General features: G+C 66.1%; 14 protein-coding genes and 1 tRNA gene. 9 read left to right on the forward strand and 6 right to left on the reverse strand.

What is annotated here, in order from left to right:
• The first annotated feature begins 47 nt into the window (after positions 1 to 47).
• From QZM35_RS20895 to hisC, 5 genes are all read left to right on the forward strand, one after another.
• A tRNA-Gln gene (locus QZM35_RS20895) sits at positions 48 to 124 on the forward strand.
• A 44-nt stretch (positions 125 to 168) separates the two neighbouring features.
• Positions 169 to 1,125, forward strand: coding sequence for a ribose-phosphate pyrophosphokinase (locus tag QZM35_RS20900; protein ID WP_089426358.1), 957 nt, complete (start codon positions 169 to 171; stop codon positions 1,123 to 1,125).
• A gap of 161 nt (positions 1,126 to 1,286) precedes the next feature.
• Positions 1,287 to 1,892: a 50S ribosomal protein L25/general stress protein Ctc gene (locus QZM35_RS20905; protein WP_085042200.1), complete on the forward strand. Its 606-nt coding sequence runs from the start codon at positions 1,287 to 1,289 to the stop codon at positions 1,890 to 1,892.
• A gap of 121 nt (positions 1,893 to 2,013) precedes the next feature.
• Positions 2,014 to 2,613: an aminoacyl-tRNA hydrolase gene (pth, locus tag QZM35_RS20910; RefSeq protein ID WP_021163050.1), complete on the forward strand. Its 600-nt coding sequence runs from the start codon at positions 2,014 to 2,016 to the stop codon at positions 2,611 to 2,613.
• A 115-nt stretch (positions 2,614 to 2,728) separates the two neighbouring features.
• The gene (hisC, locus tag QZM35_RS20915) at positions 2,729 to 3,796 is read left to right on the forward strand and encodes a histidinol-phosphate transaminase (protein WP_301776715.1); all 1,068 of its coding nucleotides are present in this window, start codon (positions 2,729 to 2,731) and stop codon (positions 3,794 to 3,796) included.
• Positions 3,797 to 3,880: 84 nt separating this feature from the next.
• Here hisC and QZM35_RS20920 read toward each other — a convergent pair whose 3' ends face one another.
• From QZM35_RS20920 to rsmD, 3 genes are all read right to left on the reverse strand, one after another.
• A complete protein-coding gene (locus tag QZM35_RS20920) occupies positions 3,881 to 4,147 on the reverse strand; it encodes a YfhL family 4Fe-4S dicluster ferredoxin (RefSeq protein WP_069248899.1) in 267 nt (88 codons plus the stop codon).
• Positions 4,148 to 4,206: 59 nt separating this feature from the next.
• The gene (gene coaD / locus QZM35_RS20925; RefSeq protein ID WP_039346084.1) at positions 4,207 to 4,704 is read right to left on the reverse strand and encodes a pantetheine-phosphate adenylyltransferase; all 498 of its coding nucleotides are present in this window, start codon (positions 4,702 to 4,704) and stop codon (positions 4,207 to 4,209) included.
• Positions 4,705 to 4,815: 111 nt separating this feature from the next.
• Positions 4,816 to 5,430, reverse strand: a complete 615-nt coding sequence (gene rsmD / locus QZM35_RS20930; protein WP_089426360.1) for a 16S rRNA (guanine(966)-N(2))-methyltransferase RsmD — start codon at positions 5,428 to 5,430, stop codon at positions 4,816 to 4,818.
• Positions 5,431 to 5,645: 215 nt separating this feature from the next.
• On the opposite strand from rsmD, the gene ftsY reads away from it, so the two are divergent.
• Entirely contained in the window at positions 5,646 to 6,800 is a 1,155-nt protein-coding gene (gene ftsY / locus QZM35_RS20935; protein WP_089426361.1) for a signal recognition particle-docking protein FtsY, read from the forward strand.
• A gap of 86 nt (positions 6,801 to 6,886) precedes the next feature.
• On the opposite strand, the gene maiA is transcribed toward ftsY, so the two are convergent.
• A complete protein-coding gene (gene maiA / locus QZM35_RS20940) occupies positions 6,887 to 7,531 on the reverse strand; it encodes a maleylacetoacetate isomerase (protein WP_301776716.1) in 645 nt (214 codons plus the stop codon).
• A gap of 188 nt (positions 7,532 to 7,719) precedes the next feature.
• Between maiA and ybiB the strand changes: the two genes are divergently transcribed.
• Both ybiB and leuA read left to right on the forward strand, forming a co-directional pair.
• Positions 7,720 to 8,694: a DNA-binding protein YbiB gene (gene ybiB, locus QZM35_RS20945; RefSeq protein WP_089426362.1), complete on the forward strand. Its 975-nt coding sequence runs from the start codon at positions 7,720 to 7,722 to the stop codon at positions 8,692 to 8,694.
• Between the two features lie 380 nt (positions 8,695 to 9,074).
• Positions 9,075 to 10,721: a 2-isopropylmalate synthase gene (gene leuA, locus QZM35_RS20950; protein ID WP_089431703.1), complete on the forward strand. Its 1,647-nt coding sequence runs from the start codon at positions 9,075 to 9,077 to the stop codon at positions 10,719 to 10,721.
• Positions 10,722 to 10,863: 142 nt separating this feature from the next.
• Here the strand turns inward: leuA and QZM35_RS20955 are convergent, their stop codons facing one another.
• Entirely contained in the window at positions 10,864 to 11,247 is a 384-nt protein-coding gene (locus tag QZM35_RS20955) for a nuclear transport factor 2 family protein (RefSeq protein WP_069248904.1), read from the reverse strand.
• A 45-nt stretch (positions 11,248 to 11,292) separates the two neighbouring features.
• On the reverse strand, positions 11,293 to 11,862 hold the full coding sequence (locus QZM35_RS20960) for an acyloxyacyl hydrolase (protein WP_089426364.1): 570 nt from the start codon (positions 11,860 to 11,862) through the stop codon (positions 11,293 to 11,295).
• A gap of 360 nt (positions 11,863 to 12,222) precedes the next feature.
• On the opposite strand from QZM35_RS20960, the gene rpoH reads away from it, so the two are divergent.
• Positions 12,223 to 13,158 (forward strand): RNA polymerase sigma factor RpoH, encoded by a 936-nt coding sequence (gene rpoH / locus QZM35_RS20965; RefSeq protein ID WP_089426365.1) that lies wholly within the window; start codon positions 12,223 to 12,225, stop codon positions 13,156 to 13,158.
• Positions 13,159 to 13,224: the final 66 nt, after the last annotated feature.

Consider the following 13,224-nt stretch of genomic DNA (forward strand, 5'->3'; position numbering starts at 1 on the left):
TTTGCCGAACGGCCTACACAAGTTCGGTGAAGTTATCAGTTAAGTGTAGGGGAGTCGCCAAGTTGGTCAAGGCACCGGATTTTGATTCCGGCATGCGAGGGTTCGAGTCCTTCCTCCCCTGCCAAAAATTTTCCCGCATTTCCCGCCTAAGCCCGAAGCAGGTGCACGATGAGCAGCCATGACGGCCTGATGGTTTTTACTGGCAACGCGAATCCCGCGCTCGCCCAGGAAGTCGTCAATATCCTTGGAATTCCCCTCGGCAAAGCAATGGTCAGCCGTTTCTCCGACGGCGAGATCCAGGTCGAGATCCAGGAAAACGTGCGTGGCAAGGACGTCTTCGTCCTGCAATCCACGTGCGCACCGACGAACGACAACCTGATGGAACTGATGATCATGGTCGATGCGCTCAAGCGCGCATCCGCCGGCCGGATCACTGCAGCCATCCCCTACTTCGGTTACGCCCGTCAGGATCGCCGCCCGCGTTCGGCACGCGTCGCGATCTCGGCGAAGGTCGTCGCGAACATGCTGGAAATCGCCGGCGTCGAGCGGATCATCACGATGGATCTGCACGCCGACCAGATTCAAGGCTTCTTCGACATCCCGGTCGACAACATCTACGCAACGCCGATCCTGCTGGGCGACCTGCGCAAGCAGAACTACCCGGATCTGCTCGTCGTTTCGCCGGACGTCGGCGGCGTGGTGCGTGCCCGGGCACTCGCGAAGCAGCTCAACTGCGATCTCGCGATCATCGACAAGCGTCGCCCGAAGGCGAACGTCTCCGAAGTGATGAACATCATCGGTGAAGTCGAAGGCCGCACCTGCGTGATCATGGACGACATGGTCGATACGGCAGGCACGCTCTGCAAGGCTGCTCAAGTGCTGAAAGAGCGCGGCGCGAAGCAGGTCTTCGCCTACGCGACGCACCCGGTGCTGTCGGGTGGCGCAGGCGACCGCATCGCCGCATCGGCCCTCGACGAGCTGGTCGTCACCGACACGATCCCGCTGTCCGCCGAATCGCTCGGCTGCTCGAAGATCCGTGCACTGACGAGCGCGAGCCTGCTGGCCGAAACGTTCTCGCGGATCCGCCGCGGCGACTCGGTGATGTCGCTGTTCGCGGAATCCTGATCGCGAATCGACTGAACAAAGCATGCGCAGAAAGCGAAGCGGCAACGCTTCGCTTTTTGCACAATCGGACGGGATAGACGAAACCCCGGCCGTTTCATCGGGGGCCGCAATTTGACGGCCCCGTTTTACTGCCTGGTCGCGGGCAGCTATTGGAGAATCACATGAAAGTCGTCGCTTTCGAGCGCCAAGAGCAAGGTACGGGTGCGAGCCGCCGCCTGCGCAACGCTGGTAAGACCACGGGTATCGTTTACGGTGGCGAAGCAGCCCCGCAAAAGATCGAACTCGATCACAACGCCCTGTGGCACGCCCTGAAGAAGGAAGCTTTCCACTCGTCGATCCTCGACCTCGAAGTGGCTGGCCAGTCGCAACAGGTTCTGCTGCGCGACGTGCAATACCACCCGTTCAAGCAACTGGTGCTGCACGTGGACTTCCAACGCGTTGACGCGAAGAAGAAGCTGCACACGAAGGCTCCGCTGCACTTCCTGAACGCTGAAATCAGCCCGGCCGTGAAGCTGTCGAGCGCGATCGTTTCGCACGTCGCGACGGAAATCGAAATCGAGTGCCTGCCGGCTGACCTGCCGGAGTTCCTCGAAGTCGACCTGTCGAAGATCGAAGCCGGTCAATCGCTGCACGCGAAGGACATCACGCTGCCGAAGGGCGTCGCGCTGGTCGCGCACATCGACGCGGAAAACCCGGTTGTCGCATCGGCGACGGTCCCGGCTGGTGCCGTGTCGGACGCAGCAGAAGGCGAAACGCCGGCTGCCTGAGCGGGCTGCCCACGCGCCCCATCGATCCGTTTCTCGAAACGGTCGACGCAACCCGCCGCGGCTTGCCCGGCGGGTTTTTCTTTTTCTGCGCCCAGGCGGCCGTTGCCGCCTTCGAAACGTCATGATCAAACTGATCGTCGGCCTCGGCAATCCCGGGGCGGAATACACCGCGACGCGCCACAACGCCGGCTTCTGGCTGATCGACCAGCTCGCCCGCGAAGCCGGCGCGACGCTGCGCGACGAGCGCCGCTTCCACGGCTTCTACGCGAAAGCGCGCCTGCACGGCGAGGAAGTCCACCTGCTCGAGCCGCAAACCTACATGAACCGCTCCGGCCAGTCGGTCGTCGCGCTCGCGCAATTCTTCAAGATCCTGCCCGACCAGATCCTCGTCGCGCACGACGAGCTCGATCTGCCGCCCGGCACCGTGAAGCTGAAGCTCGGCGGCGGCAGCGGCGGCCACAACGGCCTGAAGGACATCACCGCGCACCTGTCGTCGCAGCAGTACTGGCGGCTGCGGATCGGCATCGGCCATCCGCGCGACCTGATTCCGGAAAGCGCGCGCGCCGGCGCGAAGCCCGACGTCGCGAACTTCGTGCTGAAGCCGCCGCGCCGCGAGGAACAGGACGTGATCGACGCGTCGATCGAACGCGCGCTCGCCGTGATGCCGATGGTCGTCAAGGGCGAACTCGACCGCGCGACGATGCAGTTGCATCGCAACTGACCGCATCGCACCGCTCCGGTGCATCGAGCCGTCCGGCGCCGCCGGGCGGCCCCGCCCGCCCCTTCCTGCGCGCACATGCGGTAATCTGGTCGCTTTGCCCGACAGGAGCCAAGCGGTGAGCCGTTACTGGAGCGACATCGTTCAGCAACTCGTGCCTTACGTGCCGGGCGAGCAGCCCGCGCTCGCACACCCCGTCAAGCTGAACACCAACGAGAATCCCTATCCGCCGTCGCCGCGCGTCGTCGCGGCAATCGCACGCGAACTCGGCGAGACCGGCGACACGCTGCGCCGCTATCCCGACCCGGTTGCGCGCGCGCTGCGCGAGACGGTCGCGGCCCATCACCGCATCAAGCCCGAGCAGGTGTTCGTCGGCAACGGTTCCGACGAGGTGCTCGCGCACACGTTCCAGGCGCTGCTCAAGCATGACCGGCCGCTGCGCTTCCCCGACATCACGTACAGCTTCTATCCGACTTATGCGCGCCTGTACGGCGTCCAGACGTCGATCGTGCCGCTCGCGGACGATTTCTCGATCCGCGTCGACGACTACCTCGACGATGCCGGCGGCGTGCTGTTTCCGAACCCGAATGCACCGACCGGGCGCGCGCTGCCGCTCGCGGACGTCGAACGGATCGCGGCCGCGAATCCGTCGTCGGTCGTCGTGATCGACGAGGCGTATGTCGACTTCGGCGCGCAGTCCGCGATTACGCTGATCGACCGCCATCCGAACCTGCTCGTCGTGCATACGACATCAAAGGCGCGCTCGCTTGCGGGCATGCGCGTCGGTTTCGCGTTCGGCGATGCCGCGCTGATCGACGCGCTGAACCGCGTGAAGGACAGCTTCAACTCGTACCCGCTCGACCGGCTCGCGCAAGTCGCCGCGCAGGCCGCGTACGAAGACACCGATTATTTCAGCGCAACCTGCCGGCACGTGATCGACAGCCGGACGCGGCTCACGCACGCGCTCGATACGCTCGGTTTCGACGTCGTGCCGTCGGCCGCGAATTTCGTGTTCGCGCGCCATCCCGCGCACGACGCGGGTGCGATTGCGGCGAAACTGAAGGAACGGGAAATTTTCGTGCGGCACTTCCGGCTGCCGCGGATCGACCAGCACCTGCGCATCACCGTCGGCACCGACGCCGAATGCGATGCGCTCGTCGCGGCGTTGCGCGAGCTGCTGGCCTGAAACGGAAGAACCGGCGCCGGGCGGCGCCGACCCGGATGCGTGACGGGCGTGCCGAAGGACTCGAGCGCGCGCGTCACCGCTGAATCACGACGCGTCGTCGCCCTTTTCGGCGGTCAACGCGTGATACTTCTCCATCAATTGCGCGTGCGATTCGTCATGCTGCGGATCGCGCGGAATGCATTCGACCGGACACACCTGCTGGCACTGCGGTTCGTCGAAATGGCCGACGCACTCGGTGCACTTGTTCGGGTCGATCACGTAGATGTCCGGGCCCATCGAAATCGCGCCGTTCGGGCACTCGGGCTCGCACACGTCGCAATTGATGCACTCGTCGGTAATCATCAAAGCCATACTGATCTCACTTCTTCAGGCCGACGGCCGGCTTCACGACGAAACCGGCCGGCGCCGCATCACGCGGCAGGGCCTCCGATCGCAGCGACTTTCTCGGTCAGCCACTTCTCGACGGACGGGAACACGAACTTGCTGACATCGCCGCCCAACTGCGCGATTTCGCGCACGATCGTCCCCGAGATGAACTGGTACTGATCGGACGGCGTCATGAACATCGTCTCGACGTCGGGCAGCAGGTAGCGGTTCATCCCCGCCATCTGGAACTCGTATTCGAAATCGGACACGGCGCGCAGGCCGCGCACGATCACGCGCGCATTGTTGGTGCGGACGAAATCCTTCAGGAGGCCGGTGAAACTCATCACCTTCACGTTCGGATAATGGCCGAGCACCTCGTTCGCAATCGTCAGACGTTCTTCGAGCGAGAAGAACGGCTTTTTCGCGCGGCTGTCGGCCACACCGACCACCAGCGTATCAAAAATGCTCGACGCACGCCGCACGAGGTCTTCGTGCCCGCGCGTCAGCGGATCGAACGTACCGGGATACACGGCGACTACCATGTCGCTCCTCCTGTCATCACGCAAACGGGATGGCAGCCGTGCGATGCGCACGCCGCTGCCGAGATGGGCATGCGTCGCCTTTGCGGCGCGCCGCCTCGTATGGAACGCGCATTATTCATCATTTTCGCGCCGCAGCAAATGATAGTGAACCGCACCGGCCTTGCCGTGCTTCACGACCTCCCAGCCGGCGAGTGCGTCGTGCGCGGCCGGATCGAGCTCCGCCCCCGTCTCGACGTACAGCGCGCCGCCCGCCGCGACGAGCGGCGCCGCCAGCGCAATCGCGCGCTCGAGCGCGGCCAGATCGTCGAACGGCGGATCGAGAAACACGACGTCGAACGCGCCCGGCGTGAGCCCGGCCGCGAGCCGCAACGCGTCCGCCTCGGCAACCTCGACCGCACGCGCGCCGAGCTTGTCCTTGATCGCTCGCAGCTGCTGCGCGGCGCGCGGATGGCGCTCGACCATCACGACGCTCGCCGCGCCGCGCGACGCCGCCTCGAAACCGAGTGCGCCGGTGCCCGCGAACAGGTCGAGGCAACGCCGGCCTTCGAGATCCTGGCCGAGCCAGTTGAACAGCGTCTCGCGCACGCGATCGGGCGTCGGCCGCAGGCCGTCGAGATCGAGCACCGCGAGCGGCGTGCGTTTCCAGTCACCGCCGATGATGCGGATCGTGTGCGGCTTGCCGCGGCCAGAAGGGGCCGCCGGGCGGCCGGGAGAGGAACGGGACATACGGAATATCGACGACGGAGGGACCGGGCGCGCGCGGGGGCGCACCGCTAAACAGGCGCACGTTACCACAGCGGCGATGCGCGCTGGCGCGAGCGCCACGCCGCACTGATAAAATGCACGGTTTTGGCCGCCGTGCGCCGCGCCCGCGCGAACGCAGAACGGCCCGTCCGGTGCCCGCCCCTGGCGGCGGCCCGCCCTCTTCCCGACGTCAGACCATGTTCAGCTTCTTCAAACGATTCAAGAAAACGCAGGAGCCCGATCCGGCGGAATCGCAATCGGCCGACGCGCAGCAAACGGACGAGCCGTCCGAAGCGCCTGCGGTCGAGGCCCCGCCTGCGGCCGACGTGCCGCAAGTGCCCGCGCAACCGGCCGCGCCGGCCGTCGTGATGACGGTCACGCCGACCAACGACGGCCGCGACGAAGTCGTCGAGACGGTCGAAATCGTCCCGCCGCCGCTGCAGGACGCCACCGCGAAGAAATCGTGGCTCGCGCGCCTGAAAACGGGGCTCGCCAAGACGGGCTCGAGCATCACCGGCGTGTTCGTCAACACGAAGATCGACGAGGATCTGTACGAGGAGCTCGAGACCGCGCTGCTGATGTCCGACGCGGGCGTCGACGCGACCGAGTACCTGCTCGGCGCGCTGCGCGAAAAGGTGCGCACGGGCCGCCTGACCGACCCGCAGCAGGTGAAATCCGCACTGCACGACCTGCTCGTCGAGCTGCTGACGCCGCTCGAGAAATCGCTGATGCTCGGCCGCGCGCAGCCGCTCGTGATGATGATCACCGGCGTGAACGGTGCGGGCAAGACGACCAGCATCGGCAAGCTCGCGAAGCACCTGCAGAGCTTCGACCAGTCGGTGCTGCTGGCCGCGGGCGACACGTTCCGCGCGGCCGCGCGCGAACAACTGGCGGTCTGGGGCGAGCGCAACAACGTGACGGTCGTGCAGCAGGAAAGCGGCGATCCGGCCGCGGTGATCTTCGATGCGGTCAGCGCCGCGCGCGCGCGCAAGATCGACGTGATGATGGCCGACACGGCCGGCCGCCTGCCGACGCAGCTCCACCTGATGGAAGAGCTGAAGAAGGTGAAGCGCGTGATCTCGAAGGCGCACGACGGCGCGCCGCACGAAGTGCTGCTGGTGATCGATGCGAACACCGGCCAGAACGCGCTCACGCAGGTCAAGGCATTCGACGACGCGCTCGGCCTCACCGGCCTCATCGTCACGAAGCTCGACGGCACCGCGAAGGGCGGGATTCTCGCCGCGATCGCGCGGCAGCGCCCGGTGCCGGTCTACTTCATCGGCGTCGGCGAGAAGGTCGAGGATCTGCAGCCGTTCAGCGCGGTCGAATTCGCGGACGCGCTGCTCGGCTGAACACCGCGGGCACGCATCGCACAGGGCGCCGTCGGGCGCCCTTTTTTCATGCGCGCCCGGTCACGCGTGGCCCGGGCGCACCGCGCTCATTCGGCGTCGGGCTGTGCGCCGGGCTCGGCGGCCTTGAACGCATCGAGCGTCGACGCATGGTCGACGATCCGCTGGATCGTCGGATAGCGCGTCGTGTCGATCGAGAAGCGGTTCGCGTTGAACACCTGCGGCACGAGGCATATGTCGGCGAGCGTCGGCATATCGCCGAAGCACAGCTTGCCGGTGCGCGGATCGCTCGCGAGACGCGTCTCGAGCGTCTCGAAGCCCGCCTCGATCCAGTGCCGGTACCACGCGTTCTTCGCCTCCTCGGGCACCTTCAGCGTGTGCTTCAGGTACTTCAGCACGCGCAGGTTGTTGAGCGGATGGATTTCGCACGCGATCTGCAGCGCGACCGCACGCACATACGCGCGATCGACCGGCTGCTTCGGCAGCAGCGCCGGCTCCGGATGGGTTTCCTCGAGATATTCGATGATCGCGAGCGACTGCTGCAGCGTCGCGTCGCCGTCGATCAGCGTCGGCACGACCGCATCCGGATTCAGCGCGCGGTACGCGTCCTTCAGTTGCTCGCCGCCGTCGCGCAGCATGTGCACGGGGACATAGTCGAACGGCAGCTGCTTCAGGTTCAGGGCGATCCGCACGCGGTACGACGCGGAACTGCGGAAATAGCTGTAAAGCTTCATGGGATGTCTCTCGTAGTCGTATTCGGCCGGCGACGGCACGGGCGCGGCGCAGCCGGCGCGCACCGCCGGGACTCAGAGTGTAGCGCGCCGCGCGGCCTCGCTTGGCGGCAGCCGCACCCGTGCGATACTCGGGGCATTCCTCACCGCTCACAGCGCGGCCCGATGCCGGCCGCCCGCCCCACGCCCCGATGACCGCTTCCCACGATCCCGCCGCCGTTCCGTTCCCGTGCGCCCGCTTCATCAAGGAAATCGGCCGCGGCCCGCACGGCGCACGCGCGCTGTCCGCCGAGGACACGTTCGAGCTCTATCGCGCGATGCTCGACGCACGCGTGTCGGACGTCGAACTCGGCGCGATCCTGATCGCCTATCGGCTGAAAGGCGAATCCGCCGACGAGCTGGCCGCGATGCTCGCCGCCGCGCAGGCGTCGTTCGAGCCGGTGCACGTGCAGGATGCCGCATTCCGCCCCGTGTCGATCCCGAGCTACAACGGCGCGCGCAAGCAGCCGAACCTCGTGCCGCTGCTCGCGCTGCTGCTCGCGCGCGAAGGCGTGCCGGTGCTCGTGCATGGCGTCGAGCAGGATCCGGGCCGCGTGACGAGCGCCGAGATCTTCTCGGCGTTGTCGCTCGCACCGTCGGCTTCGCACGATGCCATCGAGGACATGCTCGCCGAGCGCCGCGTCGCCTTCGCGTCGATCGAGGTGCTGGCGCCGCGCATCGCACACCTGCTGTCGATGCGCCGCGTGCTCGGCGTGCGCAACTCGACGCATACGCTCGTGAAGATCCTGCAGCCGTTCGCGCCGGCCGGCCTGCGGCTCGTCAACTACACGCACCCGCCGTACCGCGACAGCCTGGCGCAATTGTTCCGCGACCATCCGGATGCCGCGCTCGGCGGCGCGCTGCTGGCACGCGGCACCGAGGGCGAAGCCGTTGCCGACACGCGGCGCCAGGTGCAGGTCGACTGGCTGCACGACGGCGTGTGCGACACACTGATCGACGCAGAACGCTCGTCGACCGATGCGCCCGCTGTCGCCCTGCCCGAATCGCGCGACGCGGCCACGACGGCCGCATGGACCGACGCCGTATTGCGCGGCGAAGTGCCGGTGCCCGACACGGTCGCCCGGCAGGTCGCGACGATCGTGCAGATCGCCCGCATCGCACGCTGACGGCACGCTCGCGAACCGGCCCCGCTTGCAGGGCATTTGACACGCGAGCGCATCCTGGCATAGAGTTGCCCTCATGCGTTCCTTTCCGAACACCCTCCGAATTACCTCCGGCCGCCTAGCGCGGCCGCTATCGCTACGACTAGCCTAAGGCTTTCGTAGCGCCGTGTGCTGTCCGCACGGTCCCTCCCAGCAGTTCCTCGCAGTACCCCTCTCGTAGTTTTTACAACCCGAAGTCGTCAGCATTCGTCCGTCTATCCGTCGGCCGACTCGCGAAGATCATCCGCATCCGCAGCGCGTTTACGTGCCGCGGAGCGAGGCAGCGCCAACCGTCGCCCATGCCGCCCGTCTTCGCTCGCGACTTGAGACCCGAGGTCCAGAAGATGCAGCGCAATCCGCAAGACAAGTACCGTCCGTTCGAGCCCGTCCGCCTCAATGGCCGCAAATGGCCGTCGCGCACCATCGAGCGCGCGCCCGTCTGGATGAGCACCGACCTGCGCGACGGCAACCAGTCGCTGATCGAGCCGATGAGCATCGAGCAGAAGGTCGAGTTCTTCGAGATGCTGGTCGCGATCGGGTTCAAGGAGATCGAAGTCGGTTTTCCGTCGGCGTCGCAAACCGACTTCGATTTCGTCCGCAAGCTGATCGACGACAAGCGGATTCCCGACGACGTGACGATCGAAGTGCTCGTGCAGGCGCGCGAGGACCTGATCGCCCGCACGTTCGATGCACTCGAAGGCGTGCCGCGCGCGATCGTGCACCTGTACAACGCGGTGTGCCCGTCGTTCCGCCGCATCGTGTTCGGGATGTCGAAGGCCGACGTGAAGGCGCTCGCGATCGACGGCACGCGCATCATCAAGGAACACGCCGCCGCGCGCCCCGACACGCAGTGGACCTTCCAGTACTCGCCGGAAACCTTCAGCATGACCGAGCTGACGTTCGCGCGCGAGATCTGCGACGCGGTCGCGCAGACCTGGCGGCCGACCCGCGATCACAAGATGATCATCAACCTGCCGGCCACCGTCGAAGCCGCGAGCCCGAACGTGTTCGCCGACCAGATCGAATGGATGGACCGCAACCTCGCGTACCGCGACAGCATCGTGTTGTCCGTGCATCCGCACAACGATCGCGGCACCGCGGTCGCGGCGGCCGAACTCGCGCTGCTCGCGGGCGCCGACCGCATCGAGGGCTGCCTGTTCGGCAATGGCGAACGCACCGGCAACGTCGATCTCGTCACGCTCGCGCTGAATCTCTACACGCAGGGCATCGATCCGGGCCTCGATTTCTCCGACATCGACGCGGTGCGCCGCGTCGTCGAACGCTGCAACCAGATTCCCGTGCATCCGCGCCACCCGTACGCGGGCGACCTCGTGTTCACCGCGTTCTCGGGCTCGCACCAGGACGCGATCCGCAAGGGCTTCGCGCAGCAGCGCCCCGACGCGGCCTGGGAAGTGCCGTACCTGCCGATCGACCCGGCCGACCTCGGCCGCAGCTATGACGCGGTGATCCGCGTGAACAGCCAGTCCGGCAAGGGCGGCGCGACGTTCCTGCTCGAACGCGGGATGGGCTTCACGCCGACGCGCCGCGTGCAGATCGAATTCAGCCATGCGGTGCAGACGCTCGCCGACGCGTCCGGCGAGGAAGTGACCGGCGACGCGATCTGCGCGTTGTTCGCGCGCGAATTCTTCGACACCGACGGGCCGGCCGAGCGACACGGCAACGGCGCGCGCTGGCAGAACCGCGAGATCGCGGCAGCGCCTGCGGCAGATGCAACGCCCGACGAGGCCGTGCGACGTTTGGCCGCGGCATTCGCGGCGGCCGCCGGCGCGGCGATCGACGTCGCGTCGTGCGAACACGCCCGCGCGACGGATGGACGGATCGCGGTATCGGTCGGCTGCCGGGTCGGCGATGCCCCGCTGCGGCACGGCGTCGGCCTGCACGCCGATGCGGCGAGCGCCGCGCTCGACGCGGTCGTCAGCGCGATCAACCGCTCGGCCTGGCACTGCGCGGATCGCCGCGCGGCGGCCTGAGCGGCAGGTTCCGTTCAGGGTTCAAACGTCAGCGAGCGGGGCGTGACCGCCCGTGCGCCGCGCGATCCGCGTCGCACGAGGCAGCAAAAAGCGGCCCAGAAGGCCGCTTCGCTGGGGACATGAAAAGGAGCGCCACGCGCGCTCATGTCTCGGTCGCGCACCGCGTCGCCTGCCACGCGAACAGGCTCCAGCGGCCCTGTTGGTGGGTGTGGACGGAGGTATAGGCAATCGGGAAGACCAGGCCGCCGTTGTTCGTTTCCATCTCGATCAACGCGCGCCCGGTGACGACGCAGGTTTCATCGCCGACGGGCAGCACGTCCTGCGACTGGATTTCGATCTGGCGATAGCGGCGGCGGCCGGCGACGATGGCGTCGATGAACTGCTGCTTGGTTTCGCGTTTGCCGTTGGTGTGGACGAAGAACACCTTGTCCGACAAAAGCGTGTCGAGCGCCTCGCCGTCCCCGTCCACCATCGCCCGGAACCGATCGCGCTCGAGCGCGCGGATCGCATCGACCACCTTCGCCATCGCCTGACTCCTCGGCAACGCGCACGCCGTGCGCGGGCGTGCGGATCAGAAGTTGTACTGCAAGTAGAACTGGTGGAAATTTATACCAGGATTCGGCTCTTTGATACCCGCGTTAGACACATGTTCAAAACGGTAGCCGACCTGATACTGTTGCCGTTGGCCGAACTGCACGCCCACGCCCCCCGTCGGCGCGAACTGGAACGCGGTGCCCAACGAGAAGTGATCCGAGATCGTCGGGTGCGTCAGCAGCCTCACGCCGCCGCCGGCCTCGATGAACGGGCGGATCTCCCCGGCGCTCTTGATGAAGCGGAACATCGGCGTCACGCCGAATTCGCCGATGTTGCCGTGGACGTTGCCGCCCGTGTGCCAGTAGGCGGCGTGCCCTTCCACGACGAACGCAAAGTGCCAGCCGCCGATTTCCCACCAGTTCCAGCCCGGATCCCACACCACGCCGAGATCGGCCTTGTCGACCCCGCGGCGATCCGAAAAACCACCGCCCGCCTGAATCCCCCATCGATCCGCACATGCCGCACCCGATCCGGCCAGAAGGGACGCCGCCAGCATCGCGTGCAGCGCAAGCCGGCTGCGGGGCCGGCGATTCTTCTTATTGTTCATCTGTCACTCCAACTTTGGGGGTTGAATGGAGCCAGCCGCATCGGCCGGCTCAAGCGAACTGAATGGTATGGTAAAGGACTTTTCGGATCGGCATCACAAAGCGAAATGGCTTGCTTCCAAAACGACAAAAATTGAAATCGTCTACTGATTACCATCAGAAACAACGGCTTACGGAACTTCGCTTCGCCCCCTCTGTCGCAGAATAGACTATCGACTCGACTTGCTCGATAGAAAAAGCGGGAACTCCGATGCCCACGCTTGCTCTAAGGAATTAGCACTCGGTTTCCGGGAGTGCTAAGATGGCTCCCGGAATCTCATCCGAGACCGGGGGTTTGTCCCTGATTCCAAAGGAGTTTTTTAGTGAGCAACGCCCTGACCCTCCCGAACACCCTGAGCCCGACGCCGGCCAAGGCCGCATCGGCAGGCTCGCTGGCGCTCGCAGCCCAATCGATGTTGCCGGGCCAGCTTGGCAACATCGACGCGTATATCCAGGCCGTCAATCGCATTCCGCTGCTGACGCCGGAAGAGGAACGCCAGTACGCGACCGAATTCCGCGAGGGCAACAACCTCGACTCGGCACGCCGCCTCGTGCTGTCGCACCTGCGGCTCGTCGTGTCGATCTCGCGCAACTATCTCGGCTACGGTCTCCCGCACGGCGACCTGATCCAGGAAGGCAACATCGGCCTGATGAAGGCCGTGAAGCGCTTCGATCCGGCCCAGAACGTGCGTCTCGTGTCGTACGCGATCCACTGGATCAAGGCCGAGATTCACGAGTACATCCTGCGCAACTGGCGCACGGTGAAGGTCGCGACGACGAAGGCGCAGCGCAAGCTGTTCTTCAACCTGCGCAGCCACAAGAAAGGCCTGCAGGCGATGACGCCCGAGGAAATCGACGGCCTCGCGAAGGAACTGAACGTCAAGCGCGAAGACGTGACCGAAATGGAAACGCGCCTGTCGGGCGGCGACATCGCGCTCGAAGGGCAGGTCGAGGACGGCGAGGAGTCGTACGCGCCGATCGCCTACCTGGCCGACTCGCACAACGAACCGACCGCCGTGCTGGCCGCGCGTCAGCGCGACACGCTGCAGACGGACGGCATCGCGCAGGCACTCGGCGCACTCGACGCGCGCAGCCGCCGCATCATCGAGGCGCGCTGGCTGCACGTCGACGACGACGGCTCGGGCGGCTCGACGCTGCACGATCTCGCCGCCGAGTTCGGTGTGTCGGCGGAACGCATCCGCCAGATCGAGGCGAGCGCGATGAAAAAGATGCGCACCGCCCTCGCCGAATACGCGTAAATCGCTGCGATTTAGAGCGCTTCATCAAAAACCGCTGCCCGACCGGCAGCGGTTTTTTTTCGCCCG

This window comes from Burkholderia sp. AU45274, assembly GCF_030482505.1.
Taxonomy (GTDB): domain Bacteria; phylum Pseudomonadota; class Gammaproteobacteria; order Burkholderiales; family Burkholderiaceae; genus Burkholderia.